Genomic DNA, 15,575 nt, shown 5'->3' with positions numbered 1-15,575 from the left:
TAAGTATTGTGCTGTTGCTGTTAACAGGTGATTCATCATTTCTCGCCCATAATATTTCCCTTTTTAAAGCGCTCTCAAACAATGAATGAAAAGAACCTTATCATTGATAAGGTTTCAACTGTAAGCAATGGTCACTGCCATTATACTATATTTTCGCAGAAAGTGAATTTTGTTTTTTACGATTTATGAGATAATTTGCCCATTTTGTTCTGCTAAGTGTAAATATGAAGAGTGCAATCCAAATTAAAGTAAAAGAAACGGCGTGAATTGTGCTGAATGTTTCATGATACAGAAACACACCTAAAATGAGCATAATCGTAGGCGCAATGTATTGAAGAAAACCGATCATGGTCATGGAAATCCGTTTAACTCCTTGAGCAAAACAAATAAGCGGCACAGCAGTAACGAGTCCTGCTCCCCATAATAGTAGAGTCGTGAACGATCCTCCTGAAATAAACGAAGCTTCCCCATTCCATTGAAGGTATACCAGATAAACAAACGCAAAAGGAACAACAAACATCGTTTCAAAGGTTAAACCTGTTAACGAGTCAAAGCTTCCTAATTTTTTTGCGAGTCCATATAGGCCAAAAGAAAGAGCTAAAAAGACAGCTACCCATGGGAATTCTCCATATTGCCAAGTCAAAAGGAAAACACCGCATGCAGCAATAACAAAAGAAACAATTTGCCAGCTGTTTAATTTTTCTTTTAAAACAAGCATGCCTAACAAAACACTAACAAGCGGATTAATGTAATATCCTAAGCTGGCTTCTACTACATGATCTGTATTTACAGCCCAAATATACATCACCCAATTTCCGCTAATAAGGATGGAAGCCGTTAACACGGAAAAAAGTTGTTTTCGATTAGTAAGAAGAACTCTTATATCTCTTTGTAAAACACTTTTCCTTTTTAAAAGGATCATTACTCCGATCATAAGTAAGAATGACCAGAAGATACGATGTGCTAAAATTTCGCCTGACCCGACGAAGTCGAGCGGTTTCCAGTAAAGTGGGAGAAAACCCCAGATTAAATAAGATAAAGCCGCATACCATATGCCTTTTGTATGTTCATCAGTTTTCATAGTTCGTTCCCCGATTTCCTTATATAAGTTGAAGTTCTAAGATTATATAACGGAACATCAATGGTTAGCCAGCAACACGACTTAAACTAGCTAATCACCCTTTTTACATTTGCTTAGGTGTTTGAATGCCTAATAATCGCAGACCTTCTTTTAAGACGATTTGAATGGAAGCACATAATACCAATCTTTCGGGTGTTTCAGGACTGTTTAGAATTTTAACGTTTGCATAATATTGATTAAATTTATGAGATAGCTTCAACAAATATTTTGAAATGACTGAAGGTTCCTTTCGGTGGAATGCCTGTTCAACCGTTGCAGGAAATTCATTTAAGACAGAAATGAGTTCCCAGCTTTCTTCCTCAATCGAAATTTCATGCGGCAATTTCCCATTAAAGTTTCCTTTATTTAATAGAGTCTGGATTCTTGTGGCTGTGTATTGGACATAAGGGCCGGTATCACCCTCAAATTTAAGCATTTGATCAAGTGAAAATTCCACATCGTTTCCTTTTTCATTTTTCAGATCATGAAATATGACTGCACCTACACCGACTTGTCGTGCTACTGTTCTTAGTTCTTCAAGTTCAGGATTCTTCTCTCGAATGTTTAGTTCTGCTAAATCTATCGCTTCCATAATTACCGTTTCAAGCAGTACGGTTCTCCCTTTTCGAGTACTCATCTTTTTGCCATCTTGTAAGATTAGGCCAAATGGTACATGATGCATGTTATCTGCCCAACCATGACCGAGTCTTTTTAAAACACGTTTCACTTGTTCAAAATGCAAGGACTGTTCATGACCGACAACATAGAAGGCTTGATCAAAAGCGTATGTGTTTTTTCTATAGATGGCAGCGGTAAGGTCACGTGTCGCATAAAGGGTTGCACCATCCTTCTTTTTAATCAAACAAGGTGGAATATCGTCACCTACTCTTACAATCTGAGCGCCTTCGGATGTTTCTACTAGGTTCTTACCCTGCAGCTCTTTAACCGTTTCCTCCATCTTATCGTTATAAAAGGATTCACCGTTGTATGAATCAAACTGGACATCCAAGAGTTCATAAATTTTTTGAAACGCTTTTAATGAAGCGTCTTTAAACCATACCCATAATTCTGTTGCTTGTGGATCATGGTCTTCTAATTTCTTGAACCACATTCTGCCCTCGTCATTTAATGAAGGATCGTTTTCTGCCTCTTCATGAAAACGAACATATAGTTTTGTAAGTTCTTCAATTGGATTACCTCGTACTTTATCTTCTTCTCCCCACTTTAAGTAAGCACAGATTAACTTTCCGAACTGAGTTCCCCAATCACCGATATAGTTGATTCTCACCGTTTTGTATCCGCATTTTTCGCTTATTGATGCTAATGAGGATCCAATAACGGTAGAACGGAGATGACCCATTGAAAAAGGTTTTGCGATGTTAGGAGATGAAAGGTCGAAAACAATTGTTTTCCCATTTCCGAATATATGATTTGCATATTTCTCTTTATCATTTAATATCTTCGTTAAAAGCTCTAAAGTGGCTATTTTTTTATTAAGAAATACATTCAAATAACCGCCTGCTGCTTCTGCTTTCTCGAAATGATCTGGAACAGTTCCTGAAGCAAGCTGATTTGCGATTTCATTCGGGGATTTTTTTAGTATCTTCGCCAGTTGAAAGCAAGGAAAGGCTAGATCACCTTGATGGATTTGTCTTGGCTTTTCAATCAAGTTCTCAATTTGGTCTAATGATAGTCCATCACCCAGTTTATTCTTTAGATAAAGGGCAAATGCTTTTTTATCGTTCATTCTTTCTCCCTCCCAAAATAAAAAACCGCCTCTTCTAATCGATAGAAGAGACGGATGATTACCGCGGTACCACTCTTGTTGCCTTAAAAAGGCCACTTGAACTGTTAACGGGATGGTCCCGGTTTGCCCTACTAAAGATTTCAAGCAAACATTTCCAAAGTGCGCTTCGTCTGAAAGTTGTGCCAGGCTTACACCACCCCTGGCTCGCTATGACATCCTTTACAGAGTACTCTCTTTTTCATAAATGTTCAGTCATATAGTTTTCCATATTATATGAGGGCAATAAACAAAAGTCAACTTATTCCTTTTTATCTAAATCCAAGTAATCTCTCATTTGTTTGATATATCGTTTCAATCTGAAAAGAGTTTCTGTGCGCAAGTATTTGGAAGTGAAAGCAGAAGAAATGGCAGGTACTGAAACAAAAACCCCATGATTAGAAACCTTTACTGGAATGATGCCGGTATAGATTGTTTCACCGCTATTTTTATATAAAAGTTCTGTTGAAACAAGCACAATTTTTTCTTCTACTTGCTCTCCTGGCAGAACCGATTGAACTTCAAAAAGAAATTGTACGCTCATAGTTTCTCCTTTACGTGGATTCATATGTTTTATGATATAATGCATTGTCTTGAATTGACAGTTAAAAAAATAAAGGAAGTATGTAGATGATACAGACATTTTCATTAAATGATAAATATAAAAGTTTCATATTATTAGTCGTTCCTGTTTTAATCACTCAGCTAGGATTATATGCTATGAATTTTCTTGATACAGTAATGAGCGGACGTTCAGGCGCCGATCAGTTAGCAGGGGTCGCTATTGGATCAAGTTTATGGGTTCCTATATTTACCGGATTGAATGGGATCTTAATGGCACTAACACCGATTGTTTCACAGCTTGAAGGAGCTAAAAATACTAAAAGTGTGCCAAAATCAGTCATGCAGGCTGTTTACTTATCTGCTGTTATATCGGTTATTGTGCTCATACTAGGTTCATTGGTTCTAAATCCAATACTAGAAGCCATGTCATTAGATCAAGAAGTCGAAGAAGTAGCAAGAGGTTATTTAAAGGCATTAGCGTTTGGTATTCTTCCTCTTTTTTTATACGGAGCACTACGCTCTTTTATAGATGCACTCGGTCAGACAAGAATTACGATGTTTATAACCCTAATCGGTTTACCGGTAAATGCCGTATTTAATTACCTGTTGATCTTTGGTAAAGCGGGTTTCCCGAATTTAGGCGGTATTGGTGCTGGAGTAGCTACCGCGATTACGTATTGGATAACAGCTCTAATAACTGTAATCATTGTGATGAAATTTCAACCTTTTAGACGATATAAACTCTTTCGCAGTTTTTATCCCCCTTCATTAAAAGCATGGAAAGAACAATTAAAGATTGGTGTACCCATCGGTCTTGCCATCTTTTTCGAAGTAAGTATTTTTGCAGCTGTTACTCTGCTAATGAGTGATTTTAATACGGTTACCATTGCCGCTCACCAAGCTGCGCTGAATTTTGCGTCCTTCCTCTATATGCTTCCTTTGAGCATTTCCTTTGCGCTCACCATTGCCGTTGGATTTGAGGTAGGAGCTGGGCGATTTAAAGACGCTGCACAGTATAGTTATATTGGAATCGTTACAGCAGCAGGTTTTGCATTCATTCTTTCCGGCTTTCTTATTGTATTTGATGACCAAGTGGCTCGATTGTATTCAAATGAACCAGAAGTAATTAAGCTTACTACATCTTTCTTATGGTACGCTGTATTTTTTCAATTAGCTGATGCGTTCGGTGCACCGATTCAAGGCGCATTAAGAGGATATAAAGATGTGAATGTTACATTTATGCTTTCTTTTATTTCTTATTGGGTACTTGGACTCCCTGTAGGATATTATTTAGCTAACTTTACAACACTAGGCGCATACGGCTATTGGATTGGATTGATATCCGGTTTATCTGCTGGAGCCGTTATCTTATTTTTACGTCTAAAATATATCCAATCACATTCCTATTCCTCTTCGGAACAAAAATAATCCAGCCAAGCGGCTGGTTTATTTTTGTTCAAATAGGGTTAGATACTCTCCGTATCCTTTTTCTTTCAACTGTTCTTTCGGTATAAAACGGAGTGCAGCAGAATTGATGCAATAGCGCAAACCTCCTCGATCACGAGGTCCATCCGTAAAAACATGTCCTAAATGAGAATCTGCATCTTTACTTCTTACTTCTGTACGAATCATCCCATGTGAAAGATCTTCTTTTTCTTCAACGGTTGATGATCGGACAGGTTTTGTAAAACTTGGCCACCCACAGCTGCTGTCAAACTTATCAAGAGAACTGAACAGTGGTTCTCCTGAAACAATATCTACGTATATTCCCTCTTCCGTATGATCCCAAAATTCATTCTGAAACGGTGGTTCTGTTGCATCGTTCTGTGTCACGTTATATTGCATAGGGCTTAGTGTTTTAAGGATTTCTTGTTTTTGTTCTTTATCTTCCCAATAAGACTTTATAAAAGTGTCCCGACCAGACCCTTGTCGATAGCGTTTGTAATGAAAAGGGTTCTTTTTGTGGTAATCTTGATGATACTCTTCCGCTGGATAAAAAGAATCAGCAGGTAAAATCAAGGTAGCGATTGGTTTATTGAAACGTCCACTGTCATCTAAATCTTTCTTAGATTGCTCCGCGACTGCTTTTTGTTCATCATCGTGATAAAAAATGGCCGTACGATAGGAGTCACCTCGATCATAAAACTGTCCTCCTGCATCAGTCGGATCAATCTGTTTCCAAAACACAGATACTATTTTTTCATACGATATGATCGATGGATCAAATGTAATTTGAACAGCTTCAAAGTGACCTGTCGTCTCGCTGCATACTTCTTTATACGTTGGATTTTCTGTATGACCTCCTGTATAGCCTGATTCAACTTTTATGATGCCTGGCCACTCCTCAAAAGGTGTAACCATACACCAAAAGCACCCGCCAGCAAAAGTCGCTTTCGCATAGTTACTCATAAAATCCATCTCCTTTATTAACTGTTTGTTTCATCATATAAGAATGAGAATCAAAAGCATAGAAAAAGGCTCAGATTCTTTGACCGCTTTAACTTTGCTGCTATTGAAAGTGGTTGATTTCCGTTACAGGTACTCGCTTTCCGCGGGGCAGGCGGTGAGCCACATTCGTAACGTTTCACTTTTAAGTGTCTCACCTGCCCGCCTGTCCCGCAGGAGTCTCGCATCCTTTCACTCCAATCAAAAATCATAGAAGAAAAAATTTGGAAGCAACAATCTTTTAAAAGACCGAAGAACAAAGCCTATCCTTTTTTTACGATTGGAACTACCGTTACAGGTTTCTTGATTGGAGCTGGAGGTTTATTTCTTTTTTGTTTACGGGTATTTTGTAAGAAATAATATAGACCTGTTAAAACAATAGCCCCACCGATTACCTGAGTAACTGTTAATGTTTCTCCGATTAAAAGGTAAGCCAGCAATGATGCTCCAACAGGTTCACCTAAAATAGCCATGGATATTGTTGCTGCTGTCACATATTTTAGAAGCCAATTAAAGAGTACATGTCCGAAAACAGTCGGGATAATGGCGAGCAATAAAAATATTCCCCATTCCTTTCCAGGATATCCAGTCATAGGAATGTTTAAAAAAGCATTATATACAAAAAAAACAATCACAGCTGATAAAAACACAGTGAAGCTATAAAGAGTTGCAGGTATCGACTTTAGAAGTTTTTGACCAATCAGCATATGTACAGCTACAACTACCGTTCCTAAAATGGAGAGCAAATCTCCTTTAATATGCTGAGCTGAGATGCCAATGTCTCCCCAACCAATCATGATTGCGCCTGTTATTGCAATAAGCATTCCTATTATTGCTGCTTTCGACGTTTGTTCTTTAAACACTATGAATGCTCCTATCATTACAAAAACCGGCTGCAAGGAAAGAAGTATCGTTGAACTTGCTACAGTCGTTAATTTTAATGACCCCATCCAAAATAAGAAATGCAATGCTAAAAAAGTTCCGGATAATAGTAATAAAGCTGCATCTTTGAATGAGATCTTTTTGAGAAGTTGAAATTGTTTCCAAACAAAGGGAAGCATTAATAATAGTGTAAACAATAGGCGGTACATACCTTGAACAGAAACTGGGGCTTCTGACCACTTCACAAAAATAGAAGAAAAAGAAATGGCAATAATCCCGATGGTCAAAGGTATAATTACTGGTACTTTTAGTTCGTTATTCAAGTTCTCACCTTACACTTTCTAGGCATATTTATGTTATGATCTATAACTAATACTTTGTTATTACAAGTGAAATAAAGGAGGAGGATAATATGAAGAAAAGATATCTCATATCCTTGCTTCTTTTGCTATTGGTATTCAGCACAGCCGGATGGTACTACTATCCACAGTATAAGATAAATCAGATCAAGAAAGAATCTGTCATTGATAAAAATGATGATACAAAATCAAAACAGATTACGTACTTAGATTATTTGAAGAAGAGTCCTGATTCCACTTTTAATCACTTGGTTTTAGGTGATTCTGTCGCACAAGGCAGAGGTTCAGAAGAAGGAGGCTTTGCAAACAAAGTCAATAATAACCTTCAAAATTTGACTGGTAAAACCTTCATTCTGGAAAATCAAGGTGTATCAGGTGCTACAAGCAGCGGGTTATTAAATCAGCTAGAAATACCTGCAGTTCAGCAATCGGTTAAATCTGCTGATATTATTTCGATTAATATTGGGGGAAATGATCTTGTACAAATAGCAAAAGAAGAAGGCCCGCTTAAAGCCATTCAAAGTTATGATGAAGTAAAAACCGGCTATAAGAAAAACTTAAACGAAATCTTTGTGATGATTAGAGAGCTAAACCCTAATGCCATATTGGTTTTAAATGAACTATACAATGTTGTAAATTCAGAACAAAAATATTATCCTGCAACCGAAAAACTTCTCAATGATTGGAACTTAATCGCATATGAAACAGCTCTTGCTTACAAACCAGCGCTTGTTGTTCCTGTGAGTGACGCTCTGCAAACAGAAGATATGGATAAATGGCTGTATGATTCCATACATCCCAATGATGAAGGATACGCAAGGATTGCCGATAAGACGATAACTACTTTTCAGAATCAATCTTATAAAGAAGCACAATAAGGGTTTGAAGAGCTGCATAGAGTTGGCAGTTCTTCTATTGCCCCACCCCAATGTTTAATCTGTGGCAAAAAATAAAATGTTGTGGCTATTGAGAGGTCACGCAGCGTATTTTCAGGATCGAACAAGATAACTTTTTTATTATTTCCAAGAGCTATACCCATTTCAGTATGACAGCCTTTTCCCCCCGGCAAAATGACTATGATTACATCAGAATCCACGACCGCTTGAAATTCATTCATACCAATTACCGTAAGTTCTTCTTTTGTTTCTGCCCTTTCGTTCTTCGTCCAGTCATATGTGAGTTCCCAGTTCAGCGTATTTTTTATTTTCTCTCCTATTTGTTGTACTAATAATTTGTTAACAAAACCAGAGGCCATATAAAATTTCATCGTACACTCTCCCCTACCTTCTTATGTAAAGATCATATTACAATCACATAATAAAGAACATATAAACTTGCATCTATTTGTGAACATGTTAACATAGTACTTTAAATACAGGCTGTTTAATTATTTTTGAAAGAGGGGTTGCATGTTAAAAAACAGAAACATCACTTTTATTGGTGCAGGTTCAATGGCTGAAGCAATGATATCAGGACTGATCAACAAAGCAGGAATTCCTCCAGAGCAAATTACGGCTGCAAACCATTCCAATGAAAGAAGAAGATTGGAATTGAATGAAAAATACAATATTCAAACAATGGCATTTAGTGAAATATCTTTTAACAACACAGATGTGATCATTCTTGCGGTAAAACCAAAACAAGCAGAAACAGTTCTGCAGCAATTAAGACCCGTACTACAAGATTATCATGTGATTCTGTCCGTACTTGCAGGAATTTCAACACGTTACATCGAGGAGATCTTAGAAAAGGCTCTTCCTATCATTCGTGTTATGCCGAATACTTCAAGTATGATTGGCGAATCCATCACAGGTATTAGTGCTGGTAAATATGTAAAAAATGACGATTTGGATTTAGCTCAAGAATTATCGAAAGCCATTGGCAAAGTAAAAATTATTTCTGAGAAACAGATGGATGTTTTTACAGGTATTGCAGGAAGTGGTCCTGCCTACTTTTATTATCTATTAGAACACATTGAAGATATAGCTGTAGAAAATGGTTTAGATCGTGAGTTAGCGCGGGACATTGCAGCGCAAACGTTATATGGTGCGAGCAAAATGGTAATGGAGTCTGAAGATTCTCCCGCAGAGCTTCGTAAAAAAGTAACTTCACCTAATGGCACAACTGCTGCAGGACTTGAGGCCCTTGCAGAAAATGGAGGCGGAATAGCCATTGAAAGAGCGGTTGTAAATGCAGCTAAGCGGTCAAAAACGTTAAGAAAAGAATTTGAAAAAGTTCCTGCTCTATAATGATAGACAGCACATGCCAACAAGGCTTGTGCTGTTTTTACTATTCAATTTCTTTAAATCCAAGCTCAAACAAAGAAACGGCTATCACTTGGTAGCCATTTTTATTAGGATGAACACTGTCAAAGGAAACAAGCTCTTTCTCTCTTCCTTTAAAAACCTGATAAAGATCAGCCACTCTAACATTTGGCAATGATTCATAACTTTTAATATGATTATTGAACAGGTTTACCCATTCAATTGCTTTACTCCATTTAAAATAGGGATTATATAGTGTACATATTCGAATGATAAAAGGTTCTTTATCATTTTTTTTTAATTTGAAGATGACTTTGAAGATTTTTTTTAAGTTTCTTTTGCAATTTTCAAGTGCACGGTACAAAGGTTCTTCTTTATGCGTCAGCATATATTTAAATGCCGCTTGAATAAGGTCGTTTCCTCCAGCTGTAATTAGTATGATTTTAGATTTTTTTATGGAATTTCTCACTTCATTGTCTTTTAAGGAGGTGAGAATTTCTTCAGATGTAGTTCCGGTAACAGCAAAGTTATTTACGAATATCTTTTTGTTAAAAATATCTTGAGTGAATCCTACATACCTTCCTACATATCCTTTTCCAAATACGGGTGCCCCTACTCCAACGGTTAAGGAATCCCCGATCGCAGTTAATAACCAATCATAAGAAGCATTGTACTCAGCATACATTCCTTACCCTCCTTTTCAGCGACACACCTCTACTTATAAAATATGATGTGATCAAAATTTGGACAGGGCGTTTTCATCACTTCCTTTGGAGGGTTATGTCCCTTTTTAATTAGTTGAATATACATATATAGAAACTATTTTGAGGTGATTTTTTTTGAAAGAGAAATCGATGAGAATGTTCCCATACGGCGGATACGATCCTTTTTCTACTCCTACTGTAAAGGGTTATGCTAACAGTCAACAGGGACCCGACAGACCGCCATATGCGCCTGCAAATCCAGCTCAAATGCCGCAGCAGCAATATTCACAAGGATTTAATCAGCAGCCATACATGCCATATATGATGCCTATGATGCCTCCTGGTATGCCGCATCCGATGATGCCTGGTATGCCTTTTAGCCAAAAACAAGGGCAAGGGAATCAGATGGGCATGTTTCAGAATAACCAAGGATCAGGGTTAGATTTCGGCAAAATGATGGGCGGAGCAAATCAAGTTATGGGGCTTGCGCAGCAGATGGGAAACATCCTTTCCTTTTTTAAATAGAAGCCATTATATATGGCCTCTATTTTTTTTGATTAAACGATAATAGTGTTTCAAAAGAAAAGCAGATTCTAATTTATGAAGACCTGCCCAATAGGATATTGAGATGGGTACGGATTTCTTTTTTACCCATCTTATCTTTTCAATCGTAAAGTCTTGGTCAGAAAACCAATTCGATTTGAAAAAAGGGCCATGATAATTTTGCTTCCAGACTTCGTATAAGTGTGGACTATATATTTTTTGATTTCTTTTTGTTTTAAAGAAAGAAAGTTTTTCTATCGGATATTTCTTTTTATGAGGATCATCCTTTAGAGTGAAAACACTTCTGTCATAATCGGAACGAGAGCCAGTGTGGGGAATTTGGAGAGCAAACGAATACGTGTTTTGAAAATGTTTAGGATGAAAGAGAATGTGGTACAAATTCTGACCTAATTCAATTCTTGCATTCAGACTTTCAAAATTGTACATATTCTTACCAACTGAATTCTTTAAAGGCAGTACAGGAAACAAAATTTGAGAAAGCTGAAGCCATTCTTGGATACGATATGTCAATTTTTTTAATAAACGCTGGTATTCAGGTGTTTGAACAAGGTGCTTTTCAATGTGGCTTTGTTCATTAATTATTTGTGCGATAGGCAGCAGCGGACTATGATCTCCTTGTACATACAATTCCCAAACGCCTTCCATAAATGGAGAAACGTTAAAAAATTGACAAAGATAAAATAATGACGTTCCCTTCTTTTTACTTTCTTCGTACAAAAGCAATTGAGGATACGCGTCTTCAAAGATCATACTGTTACCCTTTTCTAACATCGAATATAAATTCTCCCCAAATACATCTTCAATGATGTGAGGCAAGAATTCACCTTTTAAATCAGTCATAAAATAACCGGCATTCCTTGAGACCATATGAGCTAAAAATGACCATTGAATCTCAGGGTGTTTCTTGAAAAAGGATAAATATGCCGTTGTTCTAGTGATGTTGTCCTTATTTTTTGACCTTGTTTCGTATTTGATGTTTTCTATTAATTCACGATGGTTTCGAAAACTGATCCTTACATGATTTTTTTGTTTTTTATTAATTTTGTTCCATAGAATTTGAAGCTGGATTTTTTGCTTTGAACTCAGCTCCCATAACACTTTTTTTCTACTCCATACAGAAAAAGGCTGAAGCAAGAACTGGAAGGGAATGAGTGTGAATTTTGTTAGTAACCTCTTAGAAGCATTCAAATTTAATTCCCTCCCTTTCTACCAATGTATGAACAGCGAAACTAAAAAACACCCTTCAGACACAAAGGGTGTTATTTCATGTTTATTTTGTTGCGACTCCGCCAGATAATAAAAACTTCATAGCGTCCTCTGGTTTGATATCAAGTACCTTGACCTTATCTTTAGGAACTAAGAACGTAAATCCAGCAATCTGAAACGTTTGAGGGATATAGACAGCAACATGATCAGACAATTCATCACTTAAACTGCCTACATCTTCTGTCGTTATAAAACCTACACTTTTCATATTCAGCTCTGGATATTCGATCAGAACAACAGTTGAAAAAGATCGTTTTTCGCCAAAAAGAGAATGGATGGTATCTTTGATTACCGTATATACCGTTTTGACAAAAGGCGTCTTTTCTAATATTCGATCAATGAGTCTAAAGATTTTCCCTGAGATATATTGTGTGGACATCCAACCTAGTACAGTGATTAAAACTATGGTTGTAATAAGGCCGATTCCCGGAATATAGTCTTCTTTTAACACGTCCTTTAATAAATTGCCAAGGATGCTATCGAGAAATCCAAAGATCTTATAGATGATATACACGGCCAAAACAATTGGAAGGATCGTCAACAATCCATTTATAAAGTATTTAAGTAATGTTTTCATGTTTTCCTCTTGAGAATCATTTGCTAAGATTGTAAAGCAGAAGTTTTCTCTTCAATTACTTGCTTAAAGTCTTTTTGAAGTTTTGTTGTAACAGGACCAATCTTGTAGCTTTGAACCCTCGTTCCTAAAAGTTTAATAACAGGTGTCACTTCCATGGTTGTACTTGTAATAAAAACTTCATCAGCATTCAGCAGTTCTTCAACAGAAAAAGCTTCTTCTAAGACAGGAACCCCAGTATCCTTTGCAATCTTAATCACGAGTTGTCTTGTGATTCCATTTAAGACTAGGTTTGTTGCTGGATGTGTTTTTAGTGTACCGTCCTTAACAATAAACACGTTTGATGAAGAGCCTTCAGTAACTGTTCCATCTCTATGCTGAATCGCTTCTTGACAATCATAATCAGCTGCTTTCCGTTTCGCCATTACATTTCCAAGCAGGTTTAAGCTTTTAATGTCGCAACGAAGCCATCTGATATCTTCTGTCAAATAGGTTTGAATACCGCTCGTTTGTGAAGCAGCAATTGAATCCAATGAAACAGATTTTGCAAAACCTGTAACAACACTTTGCATATTTCGTTCATATAAATGATTTCGCGGTGCAACACCACGAGTCATTTGGATATAAATCATACCATTTACAATATTGTTCTTGCTGATTAATTCATCCGTTAACTTGTTAAACGTTGAAATATCATAAGGCATAGAAAGATCTAACTTTTGAGCGCTTTGCTCAAACCTTTCAAAGTGCTCAGCAAATCCAAATGGTTTACTGTTATAGACAAAAACAACTTCATAGATACCATCACCAAAAAGGTAACCTCTGTCTTCAGGGTCCACTGGAATAGAACCACTTTTGATAATCTGATCATGATATAACACATATGAGTTTTCCATGAATTTACCACCCCATTTATATGATATGTATACAATTGAGCTTTCATCTACTGTAAATGAAAAAGTGACTCCCTTCAAGAGTCACTTTCTGAGAACCTAGAATTTAATTGATTGTACCACCGGCCTGTTCATATCTTGCCATGAATTCTTGTTTAAATTGATTTGTTATAGCTATGTCATGAACCCATAGAGCATTTTCATCGTTTACATCATTGCCGTTCGTACTCCAGTTTGTGGAGCCTGTAATAACAAGCGGATCACTCGAAGTATCAGCATCAATAATAAAATATTTATGGTGAAGCTTTCTTGACTCTTTATCCATGAAAACAGGGGCAGGATTTTTCCATCGTGTGTTTGGATTATTGGTGCTCGTTTGTGTAGCAGTTCTGCCCGTCATGTCAATGGAAGCAGACCACCACATGTTCCAAAACGAATCATCAAAGACACCTTTTATGTCAAAACCAGTTTTTGTTCCTTCTAAGTCGTTAGGAGAACCTTCCCACTTCACTTTAAGTGTGTCAACTAAAGCTTGATCTGACCAAGCAAAAATGCTGAAATACGTATTTTGGTGGGCAGATTGTTGAAGTGTTTCATTCATTTTTGGAACGGCGTTATCTCCAGGTGAAAAATACACTTGCACCATTTTACCGCCAACTGAAACTTGGTGGGGTGTATTATCTGTTTTCCTTGATCCGAAATTTGAAATATTTGCATCCGGTTTCGTACCTGCGTTTCCCCACATTTCATCAAACTCTGTTTTATAGATAGTAGAAAGTTCGCTAGAATGAAGTTCGATTGAATGGTTCGAGTTACCGTCAAGTATTCCATTCGATCTGTTTTCATCCGTACCATATAGTCCAGTCGTTGTGAAGTTCCAACTCCCTGTAAAGACCCATTTCCCGTCAATCACTACGAATTTATTATGCATTTGAGTATCAGGTGAATAATAGGCATCAGTACCTTTCGACTCTCCATCCACTAGCATGTGACCAGTTTGACTTTGACTGCCCACCGTAACAGTTCGTTGTGTGAAGTCGTTGAATCCAACTGAAGGAAGGTTATATTCAGTTCTTTTAGCCGAATCTTCCACAGCGAAAATAATAGAGTCTGAAAAGATGTGTACATCATCAGCTGTATTTACTACCCCATCTTTTCCTCTTGCCAATTTTTCAAGATATATTTTCATAAGCTCATATCGAGCATCATGTTCTGCATCAGATAATGGTTTTGAGTCAGCGAGCATGCGTACTGAAACTCCTGAAGATGCCTTTTCTATTAATGCATTAACGATATTTGGAAGGTTGATCTCGTATGTTGCAATGTCAATTGAATGAGTAGCAGAATTAATTCTAGCTAATAATCTTTTTTCAAGATTAATATTATAATTGGCCCCATTACCAGGTGTTGCGAATTGAGTTAAGGCACTTTTATTAAAATAAACATTAATTGCTCCAACATCATTACTAACATTGTTCAATTGTTCTGCTTGCCCGTTTGAAGTGCTCTGGATATTTCCAGGTGTTCCAAAGCCTGCATCATAGTTTGCTGTTGCTGTTTTCCAGTTCTGATTATCATCTCCGCTTGTCGACATGCTTTTTCTTTCCATTGTTGCTCTTGAAGTCGCATCTCCTGCGTACCATTTTGAAATAGAATCACTTATACCGTTCGATGGATTTGTCAGTTGAAGAATTTCTCCAGTGTTTGATAATGCACCTGTGAATATTTGATCTGCTGTAACACCAGGGATTGTTGAATCGTCAGTTCGTTCCAGTAAAAAGGTATCTCCCGGGTTGATTGAACCATTAAGCTGAATAGAAGGAGTGCCATCAGATGATTTTAACGTCCATCCGTCAAGCTGGATCGTTTGAAGAGTAGGATTATAAAGTTCAATCCACTCATCATTCGCATCTATCGTAGTCCCCATCCAAGCAATTTCAGAAATGACAGGACCTTCAACTGTGCCAACCGCACCAACTTGTTCATGGTGCGAGTTAAAAGCGAAAACAGAAGTCATGATAACGAACACAGAAATACTTTTTTTCCATTTCATAAAACAAACCCCTTTTGTCATGTGATGTAAGCCATGAAGAATCATAGCATAGGAACAATAGAAGTTTATTTATGATTTTGAATTGTAAAGAAAATTCATCCTAA

Annotated in this window: 15 protein-coding genes and 1 other annotated feature; of the genes, 4 read left to right on the top strand and 11 right to left on the bottom strand. The window is 37.1% G+C overall.

Translation table 11 applies throughout. The annotated features are described in order from the left end of the window. Positions 1-145: 145 nt before the first annotated feature. From rarD to AWM68_RS11165, 3 genes are all read right to left on the bottom strand, one after another. A complete protein-coding gene (rarD, locus tag AWM68_RS11175; RefSeq protein ID WP_066241365.1) occupies positions 146-1,081 on the bottom strand; it encodes an EamA family transporter RarD in 936 nt (311 codons plus the stop codon). Between the two features lie 103 nt (positions 1,082-1,184). Further along, positions 1,185-2,867, bottom strand: coding sequence for an arginine--tRNA ligase (gene argS / locus AWM68_RS11170; RefSeq protein WP_066241362.1), 1,683 nt, complete (start codon positions 2,865-2,867; stop codon positions 1,185-1,187). A 43-nt stretch (positions 2,868-2,910) separates the two neighbouring features. Beyond that, positions 2,911-3,118 (bottom strand) — a binding site (T-box leader). Positions 3,119-3,165: 47 nt separating this feature from the next. Then, positions 3,166-3,447, bottom strand: a complete 282-nt coding sequence (locus AWM68_RS11165; protein ID WP_066241360.1) for a hypothetical protein — start codon at positions 3,445-3,447, stop codon at positions 3,166-3,168. Between the two features lie 86 nt (positions 3,448-3,533). Between AWM68_RS11165 and AWM68_RS11160 the strand changes: the two genes are divergently transcribed. Beyond that, a complete protein-coding gene (locus tag AWM68_RS11160) occupies positions 3,534-4,895 on the top strand; it encodes an MATE family efflux transporter (RefSeq protein ID WP_066241357.1) in 1,362 nt (453 codons plus the stop codon). Between the two features lie 18 nt (positions 4,896-4,913). Here AWM68_RS11160 and msrA read toward each other — a convergent pair whose 3' ends face one another. Both msrA and AWM68_RS11150 read right to left on the bottom strand, forming a co-directional pair. Continuing rightward, on the bottom strand, positions 4,914-5,876 hold the full coding sequence (msrA, locus tag AWM68_RS11155) for a peptide-methionine (S)-S-oxide reductase MsrA (RefSeq protein WP_156488386.1): 963 nt from the start codon (positions 5,874-5,876) through the stop codon (positions 4,914-4,916). A 299-nt stretch (positions 5,877-6,175) separates the two neighbouring features. Beyond that, positions 6,176-7,117, bottom strand: coding sequence for a DMT family transporter (locus AWM68_RS11150; protein ID WP_066241352.1), 942 nt, complete (start codon positions 7,115-7,117; stop codon positions 6,176-6,178). Between the two features lie 89 nt (positions 7,118-7,206). On the opposite strand from AWM68_RS11150, the gene AWM68_RS11145 reads away from it, so the two are divergent. Then, positions 7,207-8,031, top strand: a complete 825-nt coding sequence (locus tag AWM68_RS11145) for a GDSL-type esterase/lipase family protein (protein WP_066241348.1) — start codon at positions 7,207-7,209, stop codon at positions 8,029-8,031. On the opposite strand, the gene AWM68_RS11140 is transcribed toward AWM68_RS11145, so the two are convergent. Then, positions 8,013-8,420 (bottom strand): hypothetical protein, encoded by a 408-nt coding sequence (locus tag AWM68_RS11140; RefSeq protein ID WP_066241345.1) that lies wholly within the window; start codon positions 8,418-8,420, stop codon positions 8,013-8,015. The two genes, AWM68_RS11145 and AWM68_RS11140, sit on opposite strands and share 19 nt — an antisense overlap. Before the next feature lie 142 nt (positions 8,421-8,562). On the opposite strand from AWM68_RS11140, the gene proC reads away from it, so the two are divergent. Continuing rightward, the gene (gene proC / locus AWM68_RS11135; protein WP_066241342.1) at positions 8,563-9,402 is read left to right on the top strand and encodes a pyrroline-5-carboxylate reductase; all 840 of its coding nucleotides are present in this window, start codon (positions 8,563-8,565) and stop codon (positions 9,400-9,402) included. 40 nt (positions 9,403-9,442) lie between these two features. On the opposite strand, the gene AWM68_RS11130 is transcribed toward proC, so the two are convergent. After that, positions 9,443-10,102 carry a GDSL-type esterase/lipase family protein gene (locus AWM68_RS11130; protein WP_066241341.1) on the bottom strand — a complete coding sequence of 220 codons (660 nt, stop codon included), beginning with the start codon at positions 10,100-10,102 and terminating at the stop codon, positions 9,443-9,445. 154 nt (positions 10,103-10,256) lie between these two features. Here AWM68_RS11130 and AWM68_RS11125 point away from each other — a divergent pair, with 154 nt between their 5' ends. After that, a complete protein-coding gene (locus tag AWM68_RS11125; RefSeq protein WP_066241338.1) occupies positions 10,257-10,646 on the top strand; it encodes a hypothetical protein in 390 nt (129 codons plus the stop codon). Positions 10,647-10,652: 6 nt separating this feature from the next. Here AWM68_RS11125 and AWM68_RS11120 read toward each other — a convergent pair whose 3' ends face one another. From AWM68_RS11120 to AWM68_RS11105, 4 genes are all read right to left on the bottom strand, one after another. Further along, positions 10,653-11,873 (bottom strand): DUF2515 family protein, encoded by a 1,221-nt coding sequence (locus tag AWM68_RS11120; protein WP_066241337.1) that lies wholly within the window; start codon positions 11,871-11,873, stop codon positions 10,653-10,655. 82 nt (positions 11,874-11,955) lie between these two features. Further along, positions 11,956-12,528 (bottom strand): DUF502 domain-containing protein, encoded by a 573-nt coding sequence (locus AWM68_RS11115; protein ID WP_066241334.1) that lies wholly within the window; start codon positions 12,526-12,528, stop codon positions 11,956-11,958. 23 nt (positions 12,529-12,551) lie between these two features. Continuing rightward, the gene (dat, locus tag AWM68_RS11110; RefSeq protein ID WP_066241333.1) at positions 12,552-13,421 is read right to left on the bottom strand and encodes a D-amino-acid transaminase; all 870 of its coding nucleotides are present in this window, start codon (positions 13,419-13,421) and stop codon (positions 12,552-12,554) included. A gap of 103 nt (positions 13,422-13,524) precedes the next feature. After that, positions 13,525-15,471, bottom strand: coding sequence for a phospholipase D-like domain-containing protein (locus AWM68_RS11105; RefSeq protein WP_156488385.1), 1,947 nt, complete (start codon positions 15,469-15,471; stop codon positions 13,525-13,527). Between the last annotated feature and the right edge of the window lie 104 nt (positions 15,472-15,575).

The organism is Fictibacillus phosphorivorans, assembly GCF_001619875.1.
GTDB lineage: Bacteria > Bacillota > Bacilli > Bacillales > Fictibacillaceae > Fictibacillus > Fictibacillus phosphorivorans_B.
Note: the sequence above shows the minus strand (reverse complement) of the source record. Positions and strands in the feature narration are given on the sequence as shown.